General features: G+C 71.8%; 13 protein-coding genes. 8 read left to right on the forward strand and 5 right to left on the reverse strand.

All coding sequences use genetic code 11. The features are described 5' to 3' along the window. The first annotated feature begins 8 nt into the window (after positions 1-8). From ACTWQF_RS19680 to ACTWQF_RS19695, 4 genes are all read left to right on the forward strand, one after another. The gene (locus tag ACTWQF_RS19680; protein ID WP_443280877.1) at positions 9-533 is read left to right on the forward strand and encodes a MarR family winged helix-turn-helix transcriptional regulator; all 525 of its coding nucleotides are present in this window, start codon (positions 9-11) and stop codon (positions 531-533) included. A gap of 91 nt (positions 534-624) precedes the next feature. Next, positions 625-3321, forward strand: coding sequence for a SpoIIE family protein phosphatase (locus ACTWQF_RS19685; protein ID WP_443280878.1), 2697 nt, complete (start codon positions 625-627; stop codon positions 3319-3321). Positions 3322-3757: 436 nt separating this feature from the next. Beyond that, a complete protein-coding gene (locus tag ACTWQF_RS19690) occupies positions 3758-4933 on the forward strand; it encodes a glycoside hydrolase family 64 protein (protein WP_443280879.1) in 1176 nt (391 codons plus the stop codon). A gap of 100 nt (positions 4934-5033) precedes the next feature. Beyond that, positions 5034-5501, forward strand: a complete 468-nt coding sequence (locus tag ACTWQF_RS19695; RefSeq protein ID WP_443280880.1) for a hypothetical protein — start codon at positions 5034-5036, stop codon at positions 5499-5501. Positions 5502-5529: 28 nt separating this feature from the next. Here the strand turns inward: ACTWQF_RS19695 and ACTWQF_RS19700 are convergent, their stop codons facing one another. Next, positions 5530-7476, reverse strand: coding sequence for a serine hydrolase domain-containing protein (locus ACTWQF_RS19700; protein ID WP_443280881.1), 1947 nt, complete (start codon positions 7474-7476; stop codon positions 5530-5532). Between the two features lie 298 nt (positions 7477-7774). On the opposite strand from ACTWQF_RS19700, the gene ACTWQF_RS19705 reads away from it, so the two are divergent. Beyond that, positions 7775-8188 (forward strand): hypothetical protein, encoded by a 414-nt coding sequence (locus ACTWQF_RS19705; RefSeq protein WP_443280882.1) that lies wholly within the window; start codon positions 7775-7777, stop codon positions 8186-8188. A gap of 134 nt (positions 8189-8322) precedes the next feature. Here ACTWQF_RS19705 and ACTWQF_RS19710 read toward each other — a convergent pair whose 3' ends face one another. After that, a complete protein-coding gene (locus ACTWQF_RS19710) occupies positions 8323-9852 on the reverse strand; it encodes a DHA2 family efflux MFS transporter permease subunit (protein WP_443280884.1) in 1530 nt (509 codons plus the stop codon). Between the two features lie 276 nt (positions 9853-10128). On the opposite strand from ACTWQF_RS19710, the gene ACTWQF_RS19715 reads away from it, so the two are divergent. Then, positions 10129-11040 carry a phosphatidylinositol-specific phospholipase C gene (locus ACTWQF_RS19715; RefSeq protein ID WP_443280972.1) on the forward strand — a complete coding sequence of 304 codons (912 nt, stop codon included), beginning with the start codon at positions 10129-10131 and terminating at the stop codon, positions 11038-11040. Positions 11041-11051: 11 nt separating this feature from the next. Here ACTWQF_RS19715 and ACTWQF_RS19720 read toward each other — a convergent pair whose 3' ends face one another. Next, a complete protein-coding gene (locus tag ACTWQF_RS19720) occupies positions 11052-11561 on the reverse strand; it encodes a hypothetical protein (RefSeq protein WP_443280885.1) in 510 nt (169 codons plus the stop codon). Positions 11562-11685: 124 nt separating this feature from the next. After that, complete coding sequence (locus ACTWQF_RS19725) at positions 11686-12279, reverse strand: helix-turn-helix domain-containing protein (protein ID WP_443280886.1); 594 nt, start codon at positions 12277-12279, stop codon at positions 11686-11688. An 80-nt stretch (positions 12280-12359) separates the two neighbouring features. On the opposite strand from ACTWQF_RS19725, the gene ACTWQF_RS19730 reads away from it, so the two are divergent. Continuing rightward, entirely contained in the window at positions 12360-13427 is a 1068-nt protein-coding gene (locus ACTWQF_RS19730; protein WP_443280973.1) for an NAD(P)/FAD-dependent oxidoreductase, read from the forward strand. Positions 13428-13473: 46 nt separating this feature from the next. Then, positions 13474-14010 carry a DUF488 domain-containing protein gene (locus ACTWQF_RS19735; RefSeq protein WP_443280887.1) on the forward strand — a complete coding sequence of 179 codons (537 nt, stop codon included), beginning with the start codon at positions 13474-13476 and terminating at the stop codon, positions 14008-14010. Between the two features lie 52 nt (positions 14011-14062). Here the strand turns inward: ACTWQF_RS19735 and ACTWQF_RS19740 are convergent, their stop codons facing one another. Next, a complete protein-coding gene (locus ACTWQF_RS19740; protein WP_443280888.1) occupies positions 14063-15505 on the reverse strand; it encodes a GH1 family beta-glucosidase in 1443 nt (480 codons plus the stop codon). Positions 15506-15508 lie beyond the last annotated feature (3 nt).

Raw genomic sequence — 15508 nt, forward strand, 5'->3', positions numbered from 1 at the left:
GCGGCGCTGTGACGGGCGAGAACCCCCTTGGCCGGGGACAGCCGGGGCGCCGAGGCTCGCCGGCGGCGGCCGAGACGGCCGGTGAGGTCATCGAACTGCTCGAGGTCCTGTGGGAGCACGGCCGCGACGCGGTCTCCTCCTCACCCGTCTCCGCCTCGCAACTCCGGGTCCTCTACTGCCTCGACCGTGACGAGGGCATGAACCTGCGCACCCTGGGGGAGATGCTGGGCTCGGCCCCCTCCTCCGTCAGCCGGTTGTGCGACCGCCTTCAGGCGCTCGGTTTCCTGGAGCGGCTGCCCAGTCAGGTCAGCCGCAGGGAGCTGGAACTGCACCTGACGCACCAGGGGAGGAAGTACCTCAGCGACCTGCGCCTCCGTCGCGAGGAAGCCCTGACGGCGACCCTCGCGGAAATGCCGCCGAGAGCGCGCAGCGTGCTCCACGAGGGCCTCAGGGCCTTCCGCGACGCCGCCGAGGGCACAGCCCCGGCACACCGGCTCAGCGCACTGGAAGACCTGGACGACCGCTCCGCCTGACCCGGTTGCGGGTGGCTCGCGCGTGTTGTCGCAGACATGGACGGGCTGTGTGTCCGGGTAATTCAGGACAAATAGCGGTAAACCATGCTGCATGACTCTAAAGCGTCCAGGGACGGGGGAGCGCGGTTCGCGGTTCTCGGTCCGGAGCGTTGCCGGGCAGGTTTTCGTACTCCAGTTGGCGATCGTGTTGCTGCTGGTGATCACGGCAGCCGTGATCCTGGCCTGGCAGGCGCGCTCCGCAGACGTCCGCAGCGCGCTGGACCGCTCCCGGACGTGTGCGGGCACGCTGGCCGTCTCGCCCTCGACGGCAGCCGCTCTGCAGTCACCCCGGCCCACCGAGAAGCTGCAGCCGTTGAGCGAGCGGGCCGGCCAGGAGTGCGGGATCGATTTCGTCGCGGTGCTGAACCGGAAGGGGGTGCGGCTCAGCGACCCGATCCGGAAGCTGATCGGCGATCGGGCCTCCGGAGACTTCAGCCGGGCGCTGGCCGGTGAGTCGTACACCGAGCAGTTCGAGGGCGAACCCAAGGACTCCGTACGCGCCGTTGCGCCCGTACGGGACCCGAACGGCAAGGTGATCGGGATGGTCACGGCGGGGGTCGACTTCACCACCGTCTCGGCGCGGCTGAACCGGGAGCTGCCGTGGGTGGCGGTCGGTGCCGCCGGTGCGCTCCTTCTCGCGACGGCGGGTGCGGGACTGGTGAGCCGACGGCTGAACCGGCAGACACGCGGCCTGGGCCCGGCGGAGGTGACCCGGATGTACGAGCACCACGACGCGGTCCTGCACGCGGTACGCGAGGGCGTGCTGGTGCTCGACGGCGAACGGCGGCTGGTGCTCGCCAACGACGAGGCGCACCGGCTGCTGGGGCTGCCCGACCAGGCCCAGGGGAAGCATGTCGAGGGCCTGCGGCTGGAGTCGAGCGTGGGGGAGTTGTTGTCCTCGGGCCGTACCGCCACCGACGAGGTTCATGTGGTCGGCGACCGGATGCTCGCCGTCAACCAGCGCCCGACCGGGCGGAACGGCGGACCGGCCGGCAGCGTGGCCACCCTGCGGGACACCACCGAACTGCGGGAGGTGGCCGGGCAGGCGGAGATCGCGACGCAGCGACTGGAACTGCTGTACACGGCGGGGCTGCGGATCGGGACGACGCTCGACGTGGTGCGTACCGCCGAGGAGCTCGCCGAGGTCGCGGTTCCCCAGTTCGCGGACGTGGTCACCATCGACCTGCTCGATCACGTGATCAGCGGCAAGGAACCGCTGCCCGACCCCGCGTCCGCCCGGGTGCGGCGTGTCGCGCTGCGCTCCGCCGTGGGGGAGACACACCCGCTCCAGCCCGTGGGCAGCAGGCCATCCGTCTCGCCCGTCGTCTCTCCCACGGGCGGCGGTGAAGCGGTCGAGCCCGTCTTCGAGCCGGATCTGTCCGCCGCGGCCGGCTGGCGCACTGTCGACCCCGAGCGGGCCGAAGAAGTACTTCAGGCAGGCTTCCACTCGCTGATCACCGTGCCGATGCAGGCGAGAGGCACCGTGTTCGGGCTGGCCAGTTTCTGGCGCCGGGACCAGCGGCCGTTCCAGCCCGAGGACCTCGCCTCGGCCGAGGAACTCGTCACCCGCACCGCGGTGTGCGTGGACAACGCCCGCCGCTACGCGCGGGAGCACGGCCTCGCCGTGACGCTGCAGCGCAGCCTGCTGCCGGGCGGGCTGCCCGAACAGAACGCCGTCAGCGCCGCCTACCGCTATCTGCCCGCACAGGCCGGGGTGGGTGGCGACTGGTTCGACGTCATCCCGCTGCCCGGTGCCCGGGTGGCGCTGGTCGTCGGTGACGTGGTCGGGCACGGGCTGCACGCGGCGGCCACCATGGGGCGGCTGCGGACCGCGGTGCACAACTTCTCCTCGCTGGATCTGCCGCCGGACGAACTGCTCGCCCATCTGGACGAACTGGTGGCCCGTATCGACCAGGACCCGACCCTCGGCCCGGAGACCGAGCCGGTCACCGGCGCGACCGTGCTGTACGCCATCTACGACCCGGCGTCCGGCCAGTGCCAGCTGGCCAGGGCCGGTCACCCGCCGCCCGCGCTGGCGTGTCCCGACGTCACCACCGCCGTCCTGGACATCCCCGAGAACCTGCCGCTCGGGCTGGGCACCTCTCCGTTCGAGACGCACACCCTGACCCTTCCGGAAGGCAGCCGTCTGGTGCTCTACACCAACGGGCTGGTCCAGGTCCGCAGCCGCGACCTCGACGACCGCATGGACATGATGCGCGCCGCTCTCACCCGCGTCGACCACGGCCCTGAACAGACCTGCGCCGCCTTGCTGGAGGCCCTGCTGCCCGACCGCACCAACGAGGACCGGGACGACATCGCGCTGCTCGTCGCCGAGACCCGGCTGCTGCCGCCCTCCCGGATCGCCCAGTGGGAGGTGCCCAGCGACCCGGAGGCCGTCGCCCCCGTCCGCGCGGCGTGCATGTCCCAGCTCACCGAGTGGGACCTGGAGGAGACCGCCTTCACCGCGGAGCTCATCCTGAGCGAGCTCATCACCAACGCCATCCGCTACGGCGCGCCGCCGGTCACCGTACGGCTGCTCTGCGACCGCTACTTGACCTGCGAGGTCTCCGACAGCAGCAGCACCGCGCCGCATCTTCGCCGGGCGACGACGGTGGACGAGGGGGGCCGCGGGCTGTTCCTGATCGCCCAACTCGCCCAGCACTGGGGCACCCGCTACACGCCCGAGGGCAAGACCATCTGGGCCGAGCTCCCGCTGACGGCCACTCAGATCGAGCCGCCACTGGTGTGAGACGGCCCAGCGGCAGGCACTCGCCCCTTACCGACTGCTGCTTGGGCAAAAATTTTGCCTCTCAGACAAAAAGACTGGACAGGTCCCGTCGCGTACCTGCGCGCGCCCCGCTGACCTGGACCGGCGTCAATTCCCTCCGTTGCCAAAGGGGTTGTCCGGCCGCCCTGCGGAAGGGTGGGTTCCAGCCGAGCCCTTGACGAAGGTCCAGACCTTCGGCACCGTGCATTGCCGTGACGTGAGAGCGCTCACCCACCCCCCACTTCAGAGGAGCGCATGTCATGACTGCGTTGACCACGCCTGCGCGAAATTTTCCCGCGTTGAACCGTTTCGCGGCCACAGCCGTTGAGGCCCTTGCCATCCGTTCAGGCAGCCACTGTCTGCTGGTCGACAACGATGTCGAATTGACCGCCCCCGCCGTCTCCGGAGGTCCCGTCCGATGAGTTCCGTCAGCCGCCGCGCCCTGATCCGCGGAGCCGCAGCCGCCGCCGTCGCCGTACCCGCTGCCGGGCTCGTCGCCCAACAGGCCAGTGCGGGCAGGCTCTTCAAGGAGCAGGCAGCCGCCGGCCTGTCACTGAAGATCGTCAACAACAGCGGCGCCTACGACAACGGGTCGGTCCACATCTACATCGTGGGCAACGACGGCAAGAACCAGTGCCGCGTCACGCCCGAGGGCGAACTGAAGCCGGTACAGCTGTCCGACAACGGCCCGGACGGCTACACCGACTACGCCATCCCCCTGACGGGTACCGAGACCACTCTCTCGCTGCCGGAGATGTCCGGCCGGATCTATGTCGCCTGCGGGGAGAAACTGAAGTTCAAGGCCGTCGGAGCCGACACCGGCGCAGCCCTGGCCTACCCTGCCGCCTGGGTCGAGTCGGACCCGAACTACCCGATCGTGCACGACTGTGCGGAGTTCACGTACAAGGGCGGCGCGATGTACTGCAACACCACCATGGTCGACATGTTCAGCGTGCCGCTCGGCATCGGGCTCAAGGGCGCCAAGGATCAGACCACCGGCACCCTCAAGCCGGGCGCCCGGGGCAAGATCTTCGAATCGGTGCGCTCCGTCGAGGCGTTCTCGAAGCTCGTCATCGACGACAAGCGCGTCATAGCCCCGGGTCACGGCATGGGCGCCGGCCTGTTCGCCGAGGACTACTTCGCCTCGTACATCGACGAGGTGTGGGCCGCCTACCAGAGCAAGGACCTGAAGGTCACCACCAACGCGGGCACCTTCACCGGCCGCGTCAGCGGCGACAAGCTCTCCTTCACCGGCCCGGGGCAGGTGTCCTTCGGCAAGCCGTCCACCAAGGACGTCCTCTTCTGCGACGGCGCCCTCGCGGCGCCCAACGACGGAACAACCGGACCGGTGGCCGCGATCCTGGGTGCCGCCTTCAACCGCACCACGCTGCTCTCGACCCCCGAGCAGCCCACCACCGACCCCGCCGCCTTCTACCAGGGCGACGTCACGCACCACTACGCCAAGGCCATGCACGCCGCCACCGAGGACGGCAAGGCGTACGGCTTCGCCTTCGACGACGTGGCCGGTTTCGCCTCGTACATCGAGGACAGCGCCGCGACGGAGCTGAAGCTCACCCTGACGCCCTTCGAGTGAGGCCCCTTCAAGTGACGGCATTCGCTCCCCACCCCGCCTGAGGCCCGGAAGGCCCGAGGCTGAGGTTTGGGAACCGGGCCGCCCTGGGAACGGCCGGTCCATGATGCGCCGGACATGGGCAGGGGCTGTTGCCGGAGCGGCCGGTACGACCGCGCTGAACGCCGTCACGTACCTGGACATGGTGCTGCGCGGCCGGGCCGGCAGCTCCGCCCCCAGGGAGGTCGTCGACCGTCTCAGCGACCGTACGCACGTGCCAGTACCGGGCGTCGCCGAGGCACGGGAGAACCGCGCCTCGGCGACGGGCGCGCTGCTCGGCATCCTCACCGGCGCCGGCGTCGGCGCGCTGTACGGAGCGTCCCGTGCCCTGCCGTGGCGCCCTGCGCTGCCGCTGGCCGCGCTGGTCACGGGCGTGGGGGCGATGGCGGGCTCCGATGTGCCGATGGCTCTGCTGAAGGTCTCCGACCCGCGTACCTGGCGGCCGGCCGACTGGGTGTCCGACCTGGTGCCGCATCTGGCCTACGGAGCGGTCACGGCGGTCGCCTACGAACTGACGGCTCCGAAGCGGTGACCAGCCGACCGGTACGGCCGATCCTGTTTCAGTGAACGCCCTCGTCGGGCAGGCAGCCGACGGCCAGACCACCCGAGGGGAGGTCGGCGGCGTGCGCCAGTGGCCAGGGCGGGGGCAGCGCACTCCAGCCGTCCGCCGTCAGCGGGGCGCCGGGGCAGTCGCTGTCGAGCAGCACCCGCGCTCCGTCCGTCACCAGCACCCCGGCGAGATTCACGCCGCGCCCGCCGCCCGGCGCGGTGGTGGTGTAGCGCCAGCGCAGCCACACGCCCGCCGGATACCGACCGGTCGGCAGGTGTGCGTGCACCCGCTGCCAGGTGTGCCCGTGATACCCCGACAGTTCGGTGCCCGGTACGGTGTGCCAGCTTCGGCCGCCGTCCGTGCTGTGTTCCAGGACGAACAGGTCGGTGTCGTCGATGTCCACGAAAGCGTCGTAGCCGATGCGCAGCCGACCGCGTCCGGGAGGCGGCCCGGCCGGATCGCGCGGCGGCCGGGCGGCATGGCGTGGCGGAGCCGCCATGAGCGGTCCGGTCGTCAGCGTGCCGTCGCTCCGTCCGTCGGTGTACTGTCCGTCGGTTTCCTCGCCGTCGGATTCCGGGTCACCGTTGTCCTGGCCGACGGGCGGGCCGGTGAACCATGAGCGCCCGCCCCCGGGTGCCCGTACCGGGATCGACCGGGCCAGTGCCTGGGCGAGGGCACGCCGTGCGGAGTTGGTCGAGGGGGTCTCGTCGAGGGGGTGCACCCGGTTGGTCAGCAGGATCGCGAACGACCGCGACTGGGGGTCGATCACAAGTGAGGTGCCGGTGAACCCGGTGTGCCCCAGCGTCCGCGGCGAGGACAGTGCGCCCATGTACCACGCCTGGTCGAGTTCGAAGCCGAGGCCGTGGTCGTCCCTGGGGAAGCGGCTCGTGTAGTTCTTCTCCAGCAGGCTGACGGCGTGTGGGCCGAGGATCCGCCGACCCTGGTACGTACCGCCGTTGAGCAGGGCCTGGGCGAGCACCGCGAGGTCGTCCACGGTGGAGAAGACTCCGGCGTGCCCGGCCACGCCGCCCATGGCCCAGGCGTTGTCGTCGTCCACCGAACCGCGCAGCATCCCGCGCTCGGGAGTGACCTTGTACGAGGTGGCGGCGATCCTGGGCCGCCAGGTGGCGGGCGGGATGTACGCGGTGTCGCGCATCCGCAGCGGCTCGGTGATGCCCTCCCGTACGAGACGGTCCAGCCGTTGCCCCGTCACCTGTTCCAGGACCAGCTGCAAGCTGAGCATGTTGAGGTCGGAGTAGCGGTACGTGGCGCCGGGCCGGGCGAACGGCCGGGCCTGAAGGATCGCCTCCTTCCGCGCCCCCAGCCCGCCGCTGTCCTCCCACAGCGGTGGACGGGGGTCGGCCGGCAGGCCGGAGGTGTGGGTGAGCAGTTGCTCGACGGTGATGCCGCCCTTCCCGCCGGCGGCGAACGCGGGCAGGTAGCGCGCTACGGGTGCGTCCAGCCGCAGCCGTCCGGCCTCGACCTGCTGTACGGCCACGAGCGTGGTGAACAGCTTCGAGAGCGACGCCAGATCGTAAATGGTGTCGGCACGGGCCGGTACCCGCTGCCCCGGCGGCAGCTCCTGTTGTTCCGTGTAGCGCACGGCGTAACCGCTCGCGCGCCGGGCGACGACGGCGCCGTCGTGCGCGAGCAGCGCGGTGGCGCCCGGGAACAGGTAATCGACACCGTGCTCCGGGTCGGTCCAGCTCGGGAGCCGGCGCAGAAATGCGTCGATGGGTGCGGGGTCGAGCCCCACCTCCGTGGGTGCCGCGTGCCGCAGTACGGTTCCGGCGGGCGCGAAGCCCCGCGCGGGCCGGTCGAATCCCCGGCTGACCCCCGGCCCGGTCGTCGGACCCGCGCCGCGGTCGTGGCTTGCGGTCGACGGTACCGGCGCGAGCAGACCGGCCAGCACGACGAGCACGCTCGCCGGCAGGATGACGTACGCAGCAACCCGCATGCAGCCCCCATCGCCTCTCACAGCTGTCGGAGACGGTCCCGCGACGACGAACTTACGCGCGCCGCACCGCGAGGGCCGGTACCGACGGGCATCCCGGGTCTGGCCCGTGCGCTCTCAGGGGCACGAGCGCACCGGGGCGGCTTGCGTGGCGACCAGTCCGGGCCGGGCCACGGCTGTACGATCGCGCTCGTCGCGATCGACCATCGCACCCGTGACCGGGGTGCGGAATCACCCGGACCCGGGGAGAGCAAGGGATGTTGATGCGGAAGTACCTCGCCGGGCACCGGAGCTCGACGCGATGAGCGGGCGGCAGATCACCGGCGAACTGGTCAGGGAGTGGGCGGAGTCGGTCCTCCAGCAGGTGGCTGCGCCGCCCGACGCCGCCCTTACCGTGACCGCGCGTCAGCCCGACGGCACCGACGCTGCCGCTGCCGCCGCCGAGCCGACGGACATCGTGGCCACGTTGACCTTCGCCGACGGTTCGGCCGTCTCGGTGGAGCTGGCGGTGGGAACGCGTGAGACGGACTCCGTGGTGCTGCTGGCCGACCGGTTCCAGGATGCGGTCCTGGAGGAGACGGGGGGTACCCCGCGGCCCCCGTGCCCCGGTCACGACCACCCCGCCATCGCCGCCGAGGTGGACGGCGTTCCCAGCTGGATCTGCCCGCACGGGATGGGCCGCACGGCGCGGCGGATTCTTTCGGACGTCGGGTAGGGCTTGCCCGGCGGGTGTTGTTCTGGGCAGGGGGTGCCCCTGCCCGGCGTCCGCAGGCTGCGGGTGCGTCGTGGCTTGTCGCGCAGTTCCCCGCGCCCCTTACGGGGCGCGTCCCCCATGCCGGGTGCGCAGGACTAGGGCGCATCCGAGTCCGGCCGCGGTGCGGGGCGCAGGGGGCTGCCCGCGACGGGGCACTCGTACGGGCACGGTTCTGCCGCGGCGGGGGCGGGGGCCAGCACATCGCTGCGGATTGTCGCGAAGGCGAGCACCGCACCGGCCACCGAGAGCCCCGCGGTGATCAGCATGGCGGTCCGGAAGCCGTCCGCGAAGGCTTGCGGGTCCTGGAAGTCGCCGCCGCCGATCCCGGCGAGTACGGGAAGTGCGGCGACGGCCGCGAGCTGGGCGACGCGGGAAACGGCGTTGTTGACGCCTGACGCGACGCCGGAGTGCTCGGAGGGGGCCGCCGCCAGCGCTGTCGCCGTGACCGGTGCGACCGTGATGGCCAGGCCCAGTCCGAAGACGAGGACGGCGGGCAGCACCGCTGCGGTGTAGCCGCCGACGCTGCCCTCGCCCACCTCGATGCGGAGCATCAACAGCATCCCGGCCGCCAGCAGCAGCGGCCCGACCGTCAGCGGGATGCGGGGCCCGATGCGCTGGGCCAGCGCCCCGGCCCGCGAGGAGAGCGCCAGCATCAGCAGCGTCACCGGCAGGGATGCCGCGCCGGCGTACAGCGGGGTGTAGCCGAGGGAGGTCTGCAAGAAGACGACGAGCAGGAAGAAGACACCGCCCAGCGCGGCGTACACCACGAAGGTGACGGCGTTCGCGCTGAGGAACTGACGCGCCGTGAAGACGCCCGGAGGCAGCATCGGGCTGGGCGCACGGCGCTCCGTTTGCGCGAGGCCGATGAGCCCGGCGAGACCGAGGACGAGAGAGGCGGCCGTCAGCCAGCCGGGCGACTCGCCGCGCGGCCCCTCGATCAGTGCGTAGGTGATCCCGGCCAGCCCGACGGTCGCCAGCGCCGCACCGCGTACGTCCAGTCGCCCCGTCGCTGCCGGGTCGCGGCTCTCCGGGACCCGGCGGGCGGTGACCCCGATGACGAACAGGCCGATCGGGACGTTGATGAGGAAGATCCACCGCCAGGAGAACGCCTCGATGAGGTAGCCGCCGACGATCGGACCGAGCGCCGAGGCCACCCCGGTCAGCGCGGACCAGGCGCCGATGGCCGCGGGCCGGTCCGCGGAGCGGTAGGTCGCCTGGATGATGGCCAGGCTCCCTGGCGTGAGCAGCGCGGCGCCGACGCCCTGCAAGGCCCTGGCGATGATGAGGACCCCGGCGGTGGGAGCCACCGCGCACAGCACGGACGGGATCATGAAGCAGACGACCCCGAGGGTGAAGACCCGCCTGCGCCCGTAGCGGTCCGCGAGGGAGCCGCCGAGCAGGATGAGCGCGGCGAGGGTGAGCAGATAGCCGTCGAGCACCCACTGGAGTTCCGACACATCCGCACCGACGTCCCGCCCGATCGCCGGCAGCGCCACGTTGACGACGGTCGCGTCGAGGAAGCCCATGGCCGAGCCGAGCACGGTCGCCAAAAGGACCCAGCGCCCGGTGGTGGAACGGAAACCGACGGTACCGGCGCCGGGCATCGCGTGCTGTCGCGCTTCCATGGTCGCTCTCCGCCTCCGCCCTCTGCCGCCTCCCCGCCGCCACCTGCCGTTCCGCCGATCGTACGGGCGGCACCGGCGACGCCGGGTCAGGCGCCCCGGTGCGCTTGCCGGTTGCCGCTTGCCGCGTGGTCAGGGCGCTGCGGGCCGCTGGATGTCGTGACCCCGTCACAGCGAAGCCGTCGTACGGTCACCACCCCTCTCGCACACTTCCCCCGCGTCACACTGTGAACCATGATGTCCGCCGACATCGGCGCGGGAATGCGGGGGAGTTCGGGAATGGACAGGCGGGCGTTCTTGAGGGGTACGGCTGTGTTGCCGGCAGCGGGGGTGCTGGCGTATGCGGGCGGCGGTGGCGTGGCCGCGGCGCAGGACGGGGTGCGCGCTCGCGCCCGTACGCGGGTCGCGCCCCAGGACTGGATGGCGGCGCTGGGGGCATCGACCCAGCTGCGCTCACTGACGATTCCCGGCAGTCACGACTCGGGGGCGCGGCACGGAGGGGCCTGGGTGGAGTGCCAGGACACCTCGATCGCCGAGCAACTGGCGGCCGGAATCCGGTTCCTGGACGTACGCTGCCGGGCCATCGACGGGGTGTTCGCCATCCATCATGGTGCGTTCTTCCAGCACCTGATGTTCGGCGATGTGCTAATCGCCTGCCGTGACTTCCTCGCCGCGCATCCGGGCGAGACGGTCCTGATGCGGGTGAAGCAGGAGTACTCGACCGTCGGCGACGAGGAGTTCCGGCGGATCTTCGACGTGTACCTGGACGAGAAGGGCTGGCGTTCCCTCTTCCGGCTCGACGGCACGCTGCCGACGCTGGGTGAGGCGCGCGGCAAGGTGGTGTTGCTCGCCGACAACGGCGGGCTGCCGGGCGTCCGTTGGGGGGACTCCGAAATCTTCGACATCCAGGACGACTACCAGGCGGAGCCGTTCGCCAAGTACCCGAAGATCACGGAGCAGTTCCGCGAGGCGGCGGCGCGCCCCGGCCCCTTCTACATCAACTTCGTGAGCACGGCCGCGGGGCTGCCGCCCGTCTGGAACGCGGACCGTCTCAACCCGCAGGTGCGGGAATTCCTCAGCGGGTCCGAGATGGCCGGGCGGACCGGGCTCGGCATCGTTCCGATGGACTTCCCGCAGGCGGAGCCCGGCCTCATCGAAGCCGTCCTCGAGCACCAGCCCGTGGATGCGTGATCGTCGCCGGGTCAGTCCGGTACCGCCAGTGGGTCGGCGGTGAGCTGGACGGGCCTGGTGAGCGCCGTCTTGTAGGCGGCACGGTCGAAAACGTACGGCCCGATGGCAAACTCACCCCACTGCTTGCGGAACGGCTGCCGGAAGGCCGACCAGGTGACGGTCCCGGCGGTGGTGGTGATGCGGGCCATCAGTGGCCAGCAGCCCCAGATGCCGCAGGAACAGCCGAGTACCACGGTGGAGCCGCTCGCGGAGTCCGCGAACTCCGGGGCGGGGTCACCGAGGAAGTGCCGTACGGGATCGCCGATCTCGGAGAGGGAGAGCCCGTCGTGCTGGGTCAGCAGGAATTCCTCCTGCTCGGCCGGGGTCTGCTCGTGGCCCTCCTGAGCCCACAGTGCCCGGGTCGCCTCGGCGACGCTCACCCGCAGGTCCGTCCCGTCGATACGGAACCCGTACACGGACTCCTCCGGGCCTTGGGAAGCGGGGGCGGAGCTGGGGTAGTTCAGGAACTCGATCTGCTGCATATCCGCCATCCTGATCCGCTGTCGGCAGCCGCGCGACACCTTTTGCGTCGTGGCCGGGCGCGCCGTTCCCCGCGCCGCTTCGGAGGCGCAGCCCCATGCCGGGTGTGCAGGATGCGGACAAGCGCTACCCGGAGGGTGCCGTGCTGGGGCGGGCGCGGAGGTGGGTGCGTTCGCCCTGGCGGCCGAACAGGCTGAGGATCTCGACCGGTTCGGCCGCCGCGGCGCCGAACCAGTGCGGTACGCGGGTGTCGAACTCGGCCGCCTCACCCGGAGCGAGCTCCAGGTCGTGTTCGCCGAGGACGAGCCGCAGCCGTCCGTTGAGCACGTAGACCCAGTCGTAGCCGTCGTGGGTCTGCAGCTCGGGCTCCTGGGGGGAGCTGCTGGGCGGGATGACGAGTTTGTACGCCTGGATGCCGCCGGCCCGGCGGGTCAGGGGCAGCATGGTCATGCCGTGCATGGAGACCGGACGCAGATGGATGCGGGGGTCGCCGGTGGGTGGGGCGTCGACGAGTTCGTCGAGCGTGACGCCGTGCGCTTTGGCCAGTGGGAGCAGCAGTTCGAGGGTCGGGCGGCGGCTGCCGGACTCCAGCCGGGAGAGCGTGCTCACCGAGATGCCGGTCCTCGTCGACAGCTCGGCCAGCGTGGTGCCGCGCTGTCTGCGCAGCGCGCGGAGTCGTGGGCCGACCGCTTCCAGTGCGTGGTCCAGATTGTCGTCCATGCTTCAACCTTGCCAGACCGGCAACAACATTTGCCGCTCTCCGAGGCCGGCCCGCACAGTTCCCGTCGGAGGTGGTCATGATGACCGAACAGCTGAGTGACGGCTACGACGTGGTGGTGATCGGCGGTGGTGCCGCCGGACTGAACGGGGCGCTGATGCTGGCCAGGGCGCGGCGTTCGGTGGTGGTGATCGACGGCGGCGCCCCTCGCAACGCCCCGGCCGCGGGCGTGCACGGGCTGCTGGGCCACGACGGCGTCCCACCGGCCGAGCTGCTGGAGCAGGGCCGGGCCGAAGTCCGTCGCTACGGCGGCCACGTCTTGCCCGGCGAGGTCGAGGCGGTCACCCGCGCGGAGGCCGGGCCCGCGGGGGCCCACCAGGACGCCCCTCCGGCCCGCGGGGAAGCCGGGTTCGCCGTGGACCTGGCCGACGGCAGGACCGTACGGGCCCGGCGGCTGCTGGTGGCCACCGGGCTCGTGGACGAGCCGCCGGAGGTGCCGGGGCTGCGGGAACGCTGGGGCCGCGACGTGGTGCACTGTCCGTACTGCCATGGCTGGGAGGTCCGGGACCGGGCAATCGGGGTGCTGGCCGGCGGTCCGATGACCGTGCACCAGGCGTTGCTGTTCCGCCAGTTGAGCGCCGATGTCGTGGTCTTCTCCCACACCCTGCCGCCGCCGGCCGGCGAGGAGGCGGAGCAGCTGGCCGCCCGGGGGATCCGGGTGGTCGACGGCGAGGTGGCGGCCCTGGAGATCGTGGAGGACCGGCTGGCGGGGGTACGGCTCGCCGACGGCACTCTCGTCGGCCGCGAGGCGCTGGCCGTCGCCCCGCGGATGTCGGCACGCGCCGCCTTCCTGGCGCCGCTCGGACTGCGGCCGGTGCCGCACCCGGCGGGGATCGGCGAGTACCTTCCCGCCGACCCGACCGGCCGCACCGATGTCCCCGGCGTGTGGGTCGCCGGTAACGTCACCGAACTCTCGGCGCAGGTCGGCACCGCGGCGGCGGCCGGCGCCGGCGCGGGGGCCCAGATCAACGCCGACCTCGTCGCCGAGGAGACCCGCCAGGCGGTCGCAGCGCACCGGGACCCGTTCTCGCCCGCGGCAGAGGCACGCCTCGGCGAACCGGTGGCGGGGGAGCGCCGCCACGGCGTGTGAAGCGCTCGGCCCGGCCGAGCCGCCGGGCCGGTGTCATCCTGGGCGGGTGGAGAGCGTGCAACCGCTGCTGACCGTCGGCCACGGCACGGCCGGACGGGAGGAGCTGGCCCGACTGCTGGACGACGCCGGGGTGCGGTCCGTGGTGGACGTACGCACCGCGCCCGGCAGCCGGCGCAATCCCGACGCGCACCGTGAGGCGCTCCGCGAGTGGCTGCCCGAGCGGGGCATCGACTACCGCTGGGAGCAGCGGCTCGGTGGCTTCCGGCGGGCCGCGCCGGATGCGCCCGACACCTTCTGGCGCAACGCTTCCTTCCGCGGTTACGCCGGGCACACCCGCAGCCCCGAGTTCCTCGCCGCCATGGACGACCTGCTGTACGACGCCGCGGAGATCCGTACGGCCGTGATGTGCGGCGAGTCGGTGTGGTGGCGCTGCCACCGGCGGCTGATCGCCGATTTCGCCGTACTGGCCCGCGGCCGGACCGTGCTGCACCTCGCCCATGACGGCCGCCTCACCGAGCACCCGCCCACCTCGGGAGCCCGGCTGCGGGAGGACGGGCTGCTGGTCTACGACGGGGAGCCGTAGCCCTCCCGCAGCCCACACGTGGAGGTGGCCAGGAGACGCCGTGCTCCCTCGCTCACTCCGGCGGCAGTTCTCCCGAGCGGGCGATGCCGGCGTACCAGGAAGCGCTGGATTTCGGGGTGCGCTGCTGGGTGTCGTAGTCGACGTGCACCAGGCCGAAGCGCTTGTCGTAGCCCCACGCCCACTCGAAATTGTCCAGCAGCGACCACACGAAGTAGCCGCGCACATCGGCGCCTTCCTGGATGGCCCGGTGTACGGCCTGCAGGTGGCGATGGACGTAGGCGATGCGTTCGGGGTCGTGGAACCGGCCTTCGGCGTCCGGTACGTCGGGGTAGGAGGCGCCGTTCTCCGTCACGTAGAGCGGCGTTCCCGGGGCCTCGCGGTGGAAGCGGAGGAGCAGTTCGGTCAGGCCGCCCGGATCGATGCTCCATCCCATGGCCGTCTTGTTGCCGGGCGGCTGGTGGAAGGCGACCCGGTCCGCGCCCGGCCAGGGCGAGTGCTCTCCGCCCCCGTGTCCGTCGTTGCGCTCCGGCGCGGTGCCGGCCGGTGCTGTGGAGACCACGGTCGGGGTGTAGTAGTTCACACAGATGCCGTCCAGCGGCTGGTGGGCGAGGGCCGGGTCGCTGTCCCGTACGAAGGACCAGTCGGTGAGGTGGGCGGTGTCGGTCAGCAGGTCCTCGTCGTAACTGCCGTGCAGCATGGGGCCGGTGAAGACGCGGTTGGCCAGCGCGTCGATCCGGCGGGCCGCGTCCTGGTCGGCCGGAGTCCCGGTACGGGGGCGTACGGCGGCCGGGTTGAGGCTGACGCTGATCCGGGCGCTGTCCGGGAGGGCCGCCCGCAGCGCCTGGACGGCCAGGCCGTGTCCGAGGTTGAGGTGGTGCGCCGCCCGCAGCGCCGCGACGGGGTCGGTACGCCCCGGTGCGTGCACCCCGGAGCCGTAGCCGAGAAAGGCGCTGCACCAAGGCTCGTTGAGGGTGGTCCACATCTCCGCGCGGTCGCCGAGCGCTTCGGCGACGATCCCCGCGTACTCCGCGAAGCGGTACGCCGTCTCGCGCTCCGGCCAGCCCCCGGCGTCCTCCAGCTCCTGGGGCAGGTCCCAGTGGTAGAGGGTGAGGACCGGGGTGATGCCCGCGCCGAGGAGCTCGTCGGTCAGTGCGCGGTAGAAGTCGAGCCCGCGCTGTGCGGCGGGGCCGCGACCGGTCGGCTGGATGCGGGGCCAGGAGACCGAGAAGCGGTAGGCACCCAGGCCCAGTTCGGCCATCAGCGCCACATCGTCCCGGTAGCGGTGATAGTGGTCGCAGGCCACGTCCCCGGTGTCGCCGCCGGCCACCTTGCCCGGGGTGTGGGAGAAGGTGTCCCAGATGGACGGGGTGCGGCCGTCCTCCCGTACCGCGCCCTCGATCTGGTACGCGGCGGTGGCAGCGCCCCACAGGAAGCCGGCGGGGAAGCGGAGAGGTGCGGCGGTGCCCACCGCGGTGTCAGCCTGCACGGATGTCATAGG

Origin of the sequence: Streptomyces sp. 8N114, from assembly GCF_052245835.1 — a bacterium.
Lineage (GTDB): Bacteria > Actinomycetota > Actinomycetes > Streptomycetales > Streptomycetaceae > Streptomyces.

What these genes read in the sequence shown, in the direction of transcription:
- ACTWQF_RS19685 (WP_443280878.1), top strand. Translation starts at nt 625, where the DNA reads ATGACTCTAAAGCGTCCAGGGACGGGGGAGCGCGGTTCGCGGTTCTCG.
- ACTWQF_RS19690 (WP_443280879.1), top strand. Translation starts at nt 3,758, where the DNA reads ATGAGTTCCGTCAGCCGCCGCGCCCTGATCCGCGGAGCCGCAGCCGCC.
- ACTWQF_RS19695 (WP_443280880.1), top strand. Translation starts at nt 5,034, where the DNA reads ATGATGCGCCGGACATGGGCAGGGGCTGTTGCCGGAGCGGCCGGTACG.
- ACTWQF_RS19700 (WP_443280881.1), bottom strand. Translation starts at nt 7,476, where the DNA reads ATGCGGGTTGCTGCGTACGTCATCCTGCCGGCGAGCGTGCTCGTCGTG.
- ACTWQF_RS19705 (WP_443280882.1), top strand. Translation starts at nt 7,775, where the DNA reads ATGAGCGGGCGGCAGATCACCGGCGAACTGGTCAGGGAGTGGGCGGAG.
- ACTWQF_RS19710 (WP_443280884.1), bottom strand. Translation starts at nt 9,852, where the DNA reads ATGGAAGCGCGACAGCACGCGATGCCCGGCGCCGGTACCGTCGGTTTC.
- ACTWQF_RS19715 (WP_443280972.1), top strand. Translation starts at nt 10,129, where the DNA reads ATGGACAGGCGGGCGTTCTTGAGGGGTACGGCTGTGTTGCCGGCAGCG.
- ACTWQF_RS19720 (WP_443280885.1), bottom strand. Translation starts at nt 11,561, where the DNA reads ATGCAGCAGATCGAGTTCCTGAACTACCCCAGCTCCGCCCCCGCTTCC.
- ACTWQF_RS19725 (WP_443280886.1), bottom strand. Translation starts at nt 12,279, where the DNA reads ATGGACGACAATCTGGACCACGCACTGGAAGCGGTCGGCCCACGACTC.
- ACTWQF_RS19730 (WP_443280973.1), top strand. Translation starts at nt 12,360, where the DNA reads ATGACCGAACAGCTGAGTGACGGCTACGACGTGGTGGTGATCGGCGGT.
- ACTWQF_RS19740 (WP_443280888.1), bottom strand. Translation starts at nt 15,505, where the DNA reads ATGACATCCGTGCAGGCTGACACCGCGGTGGGCACCGCCGCACCTCTC.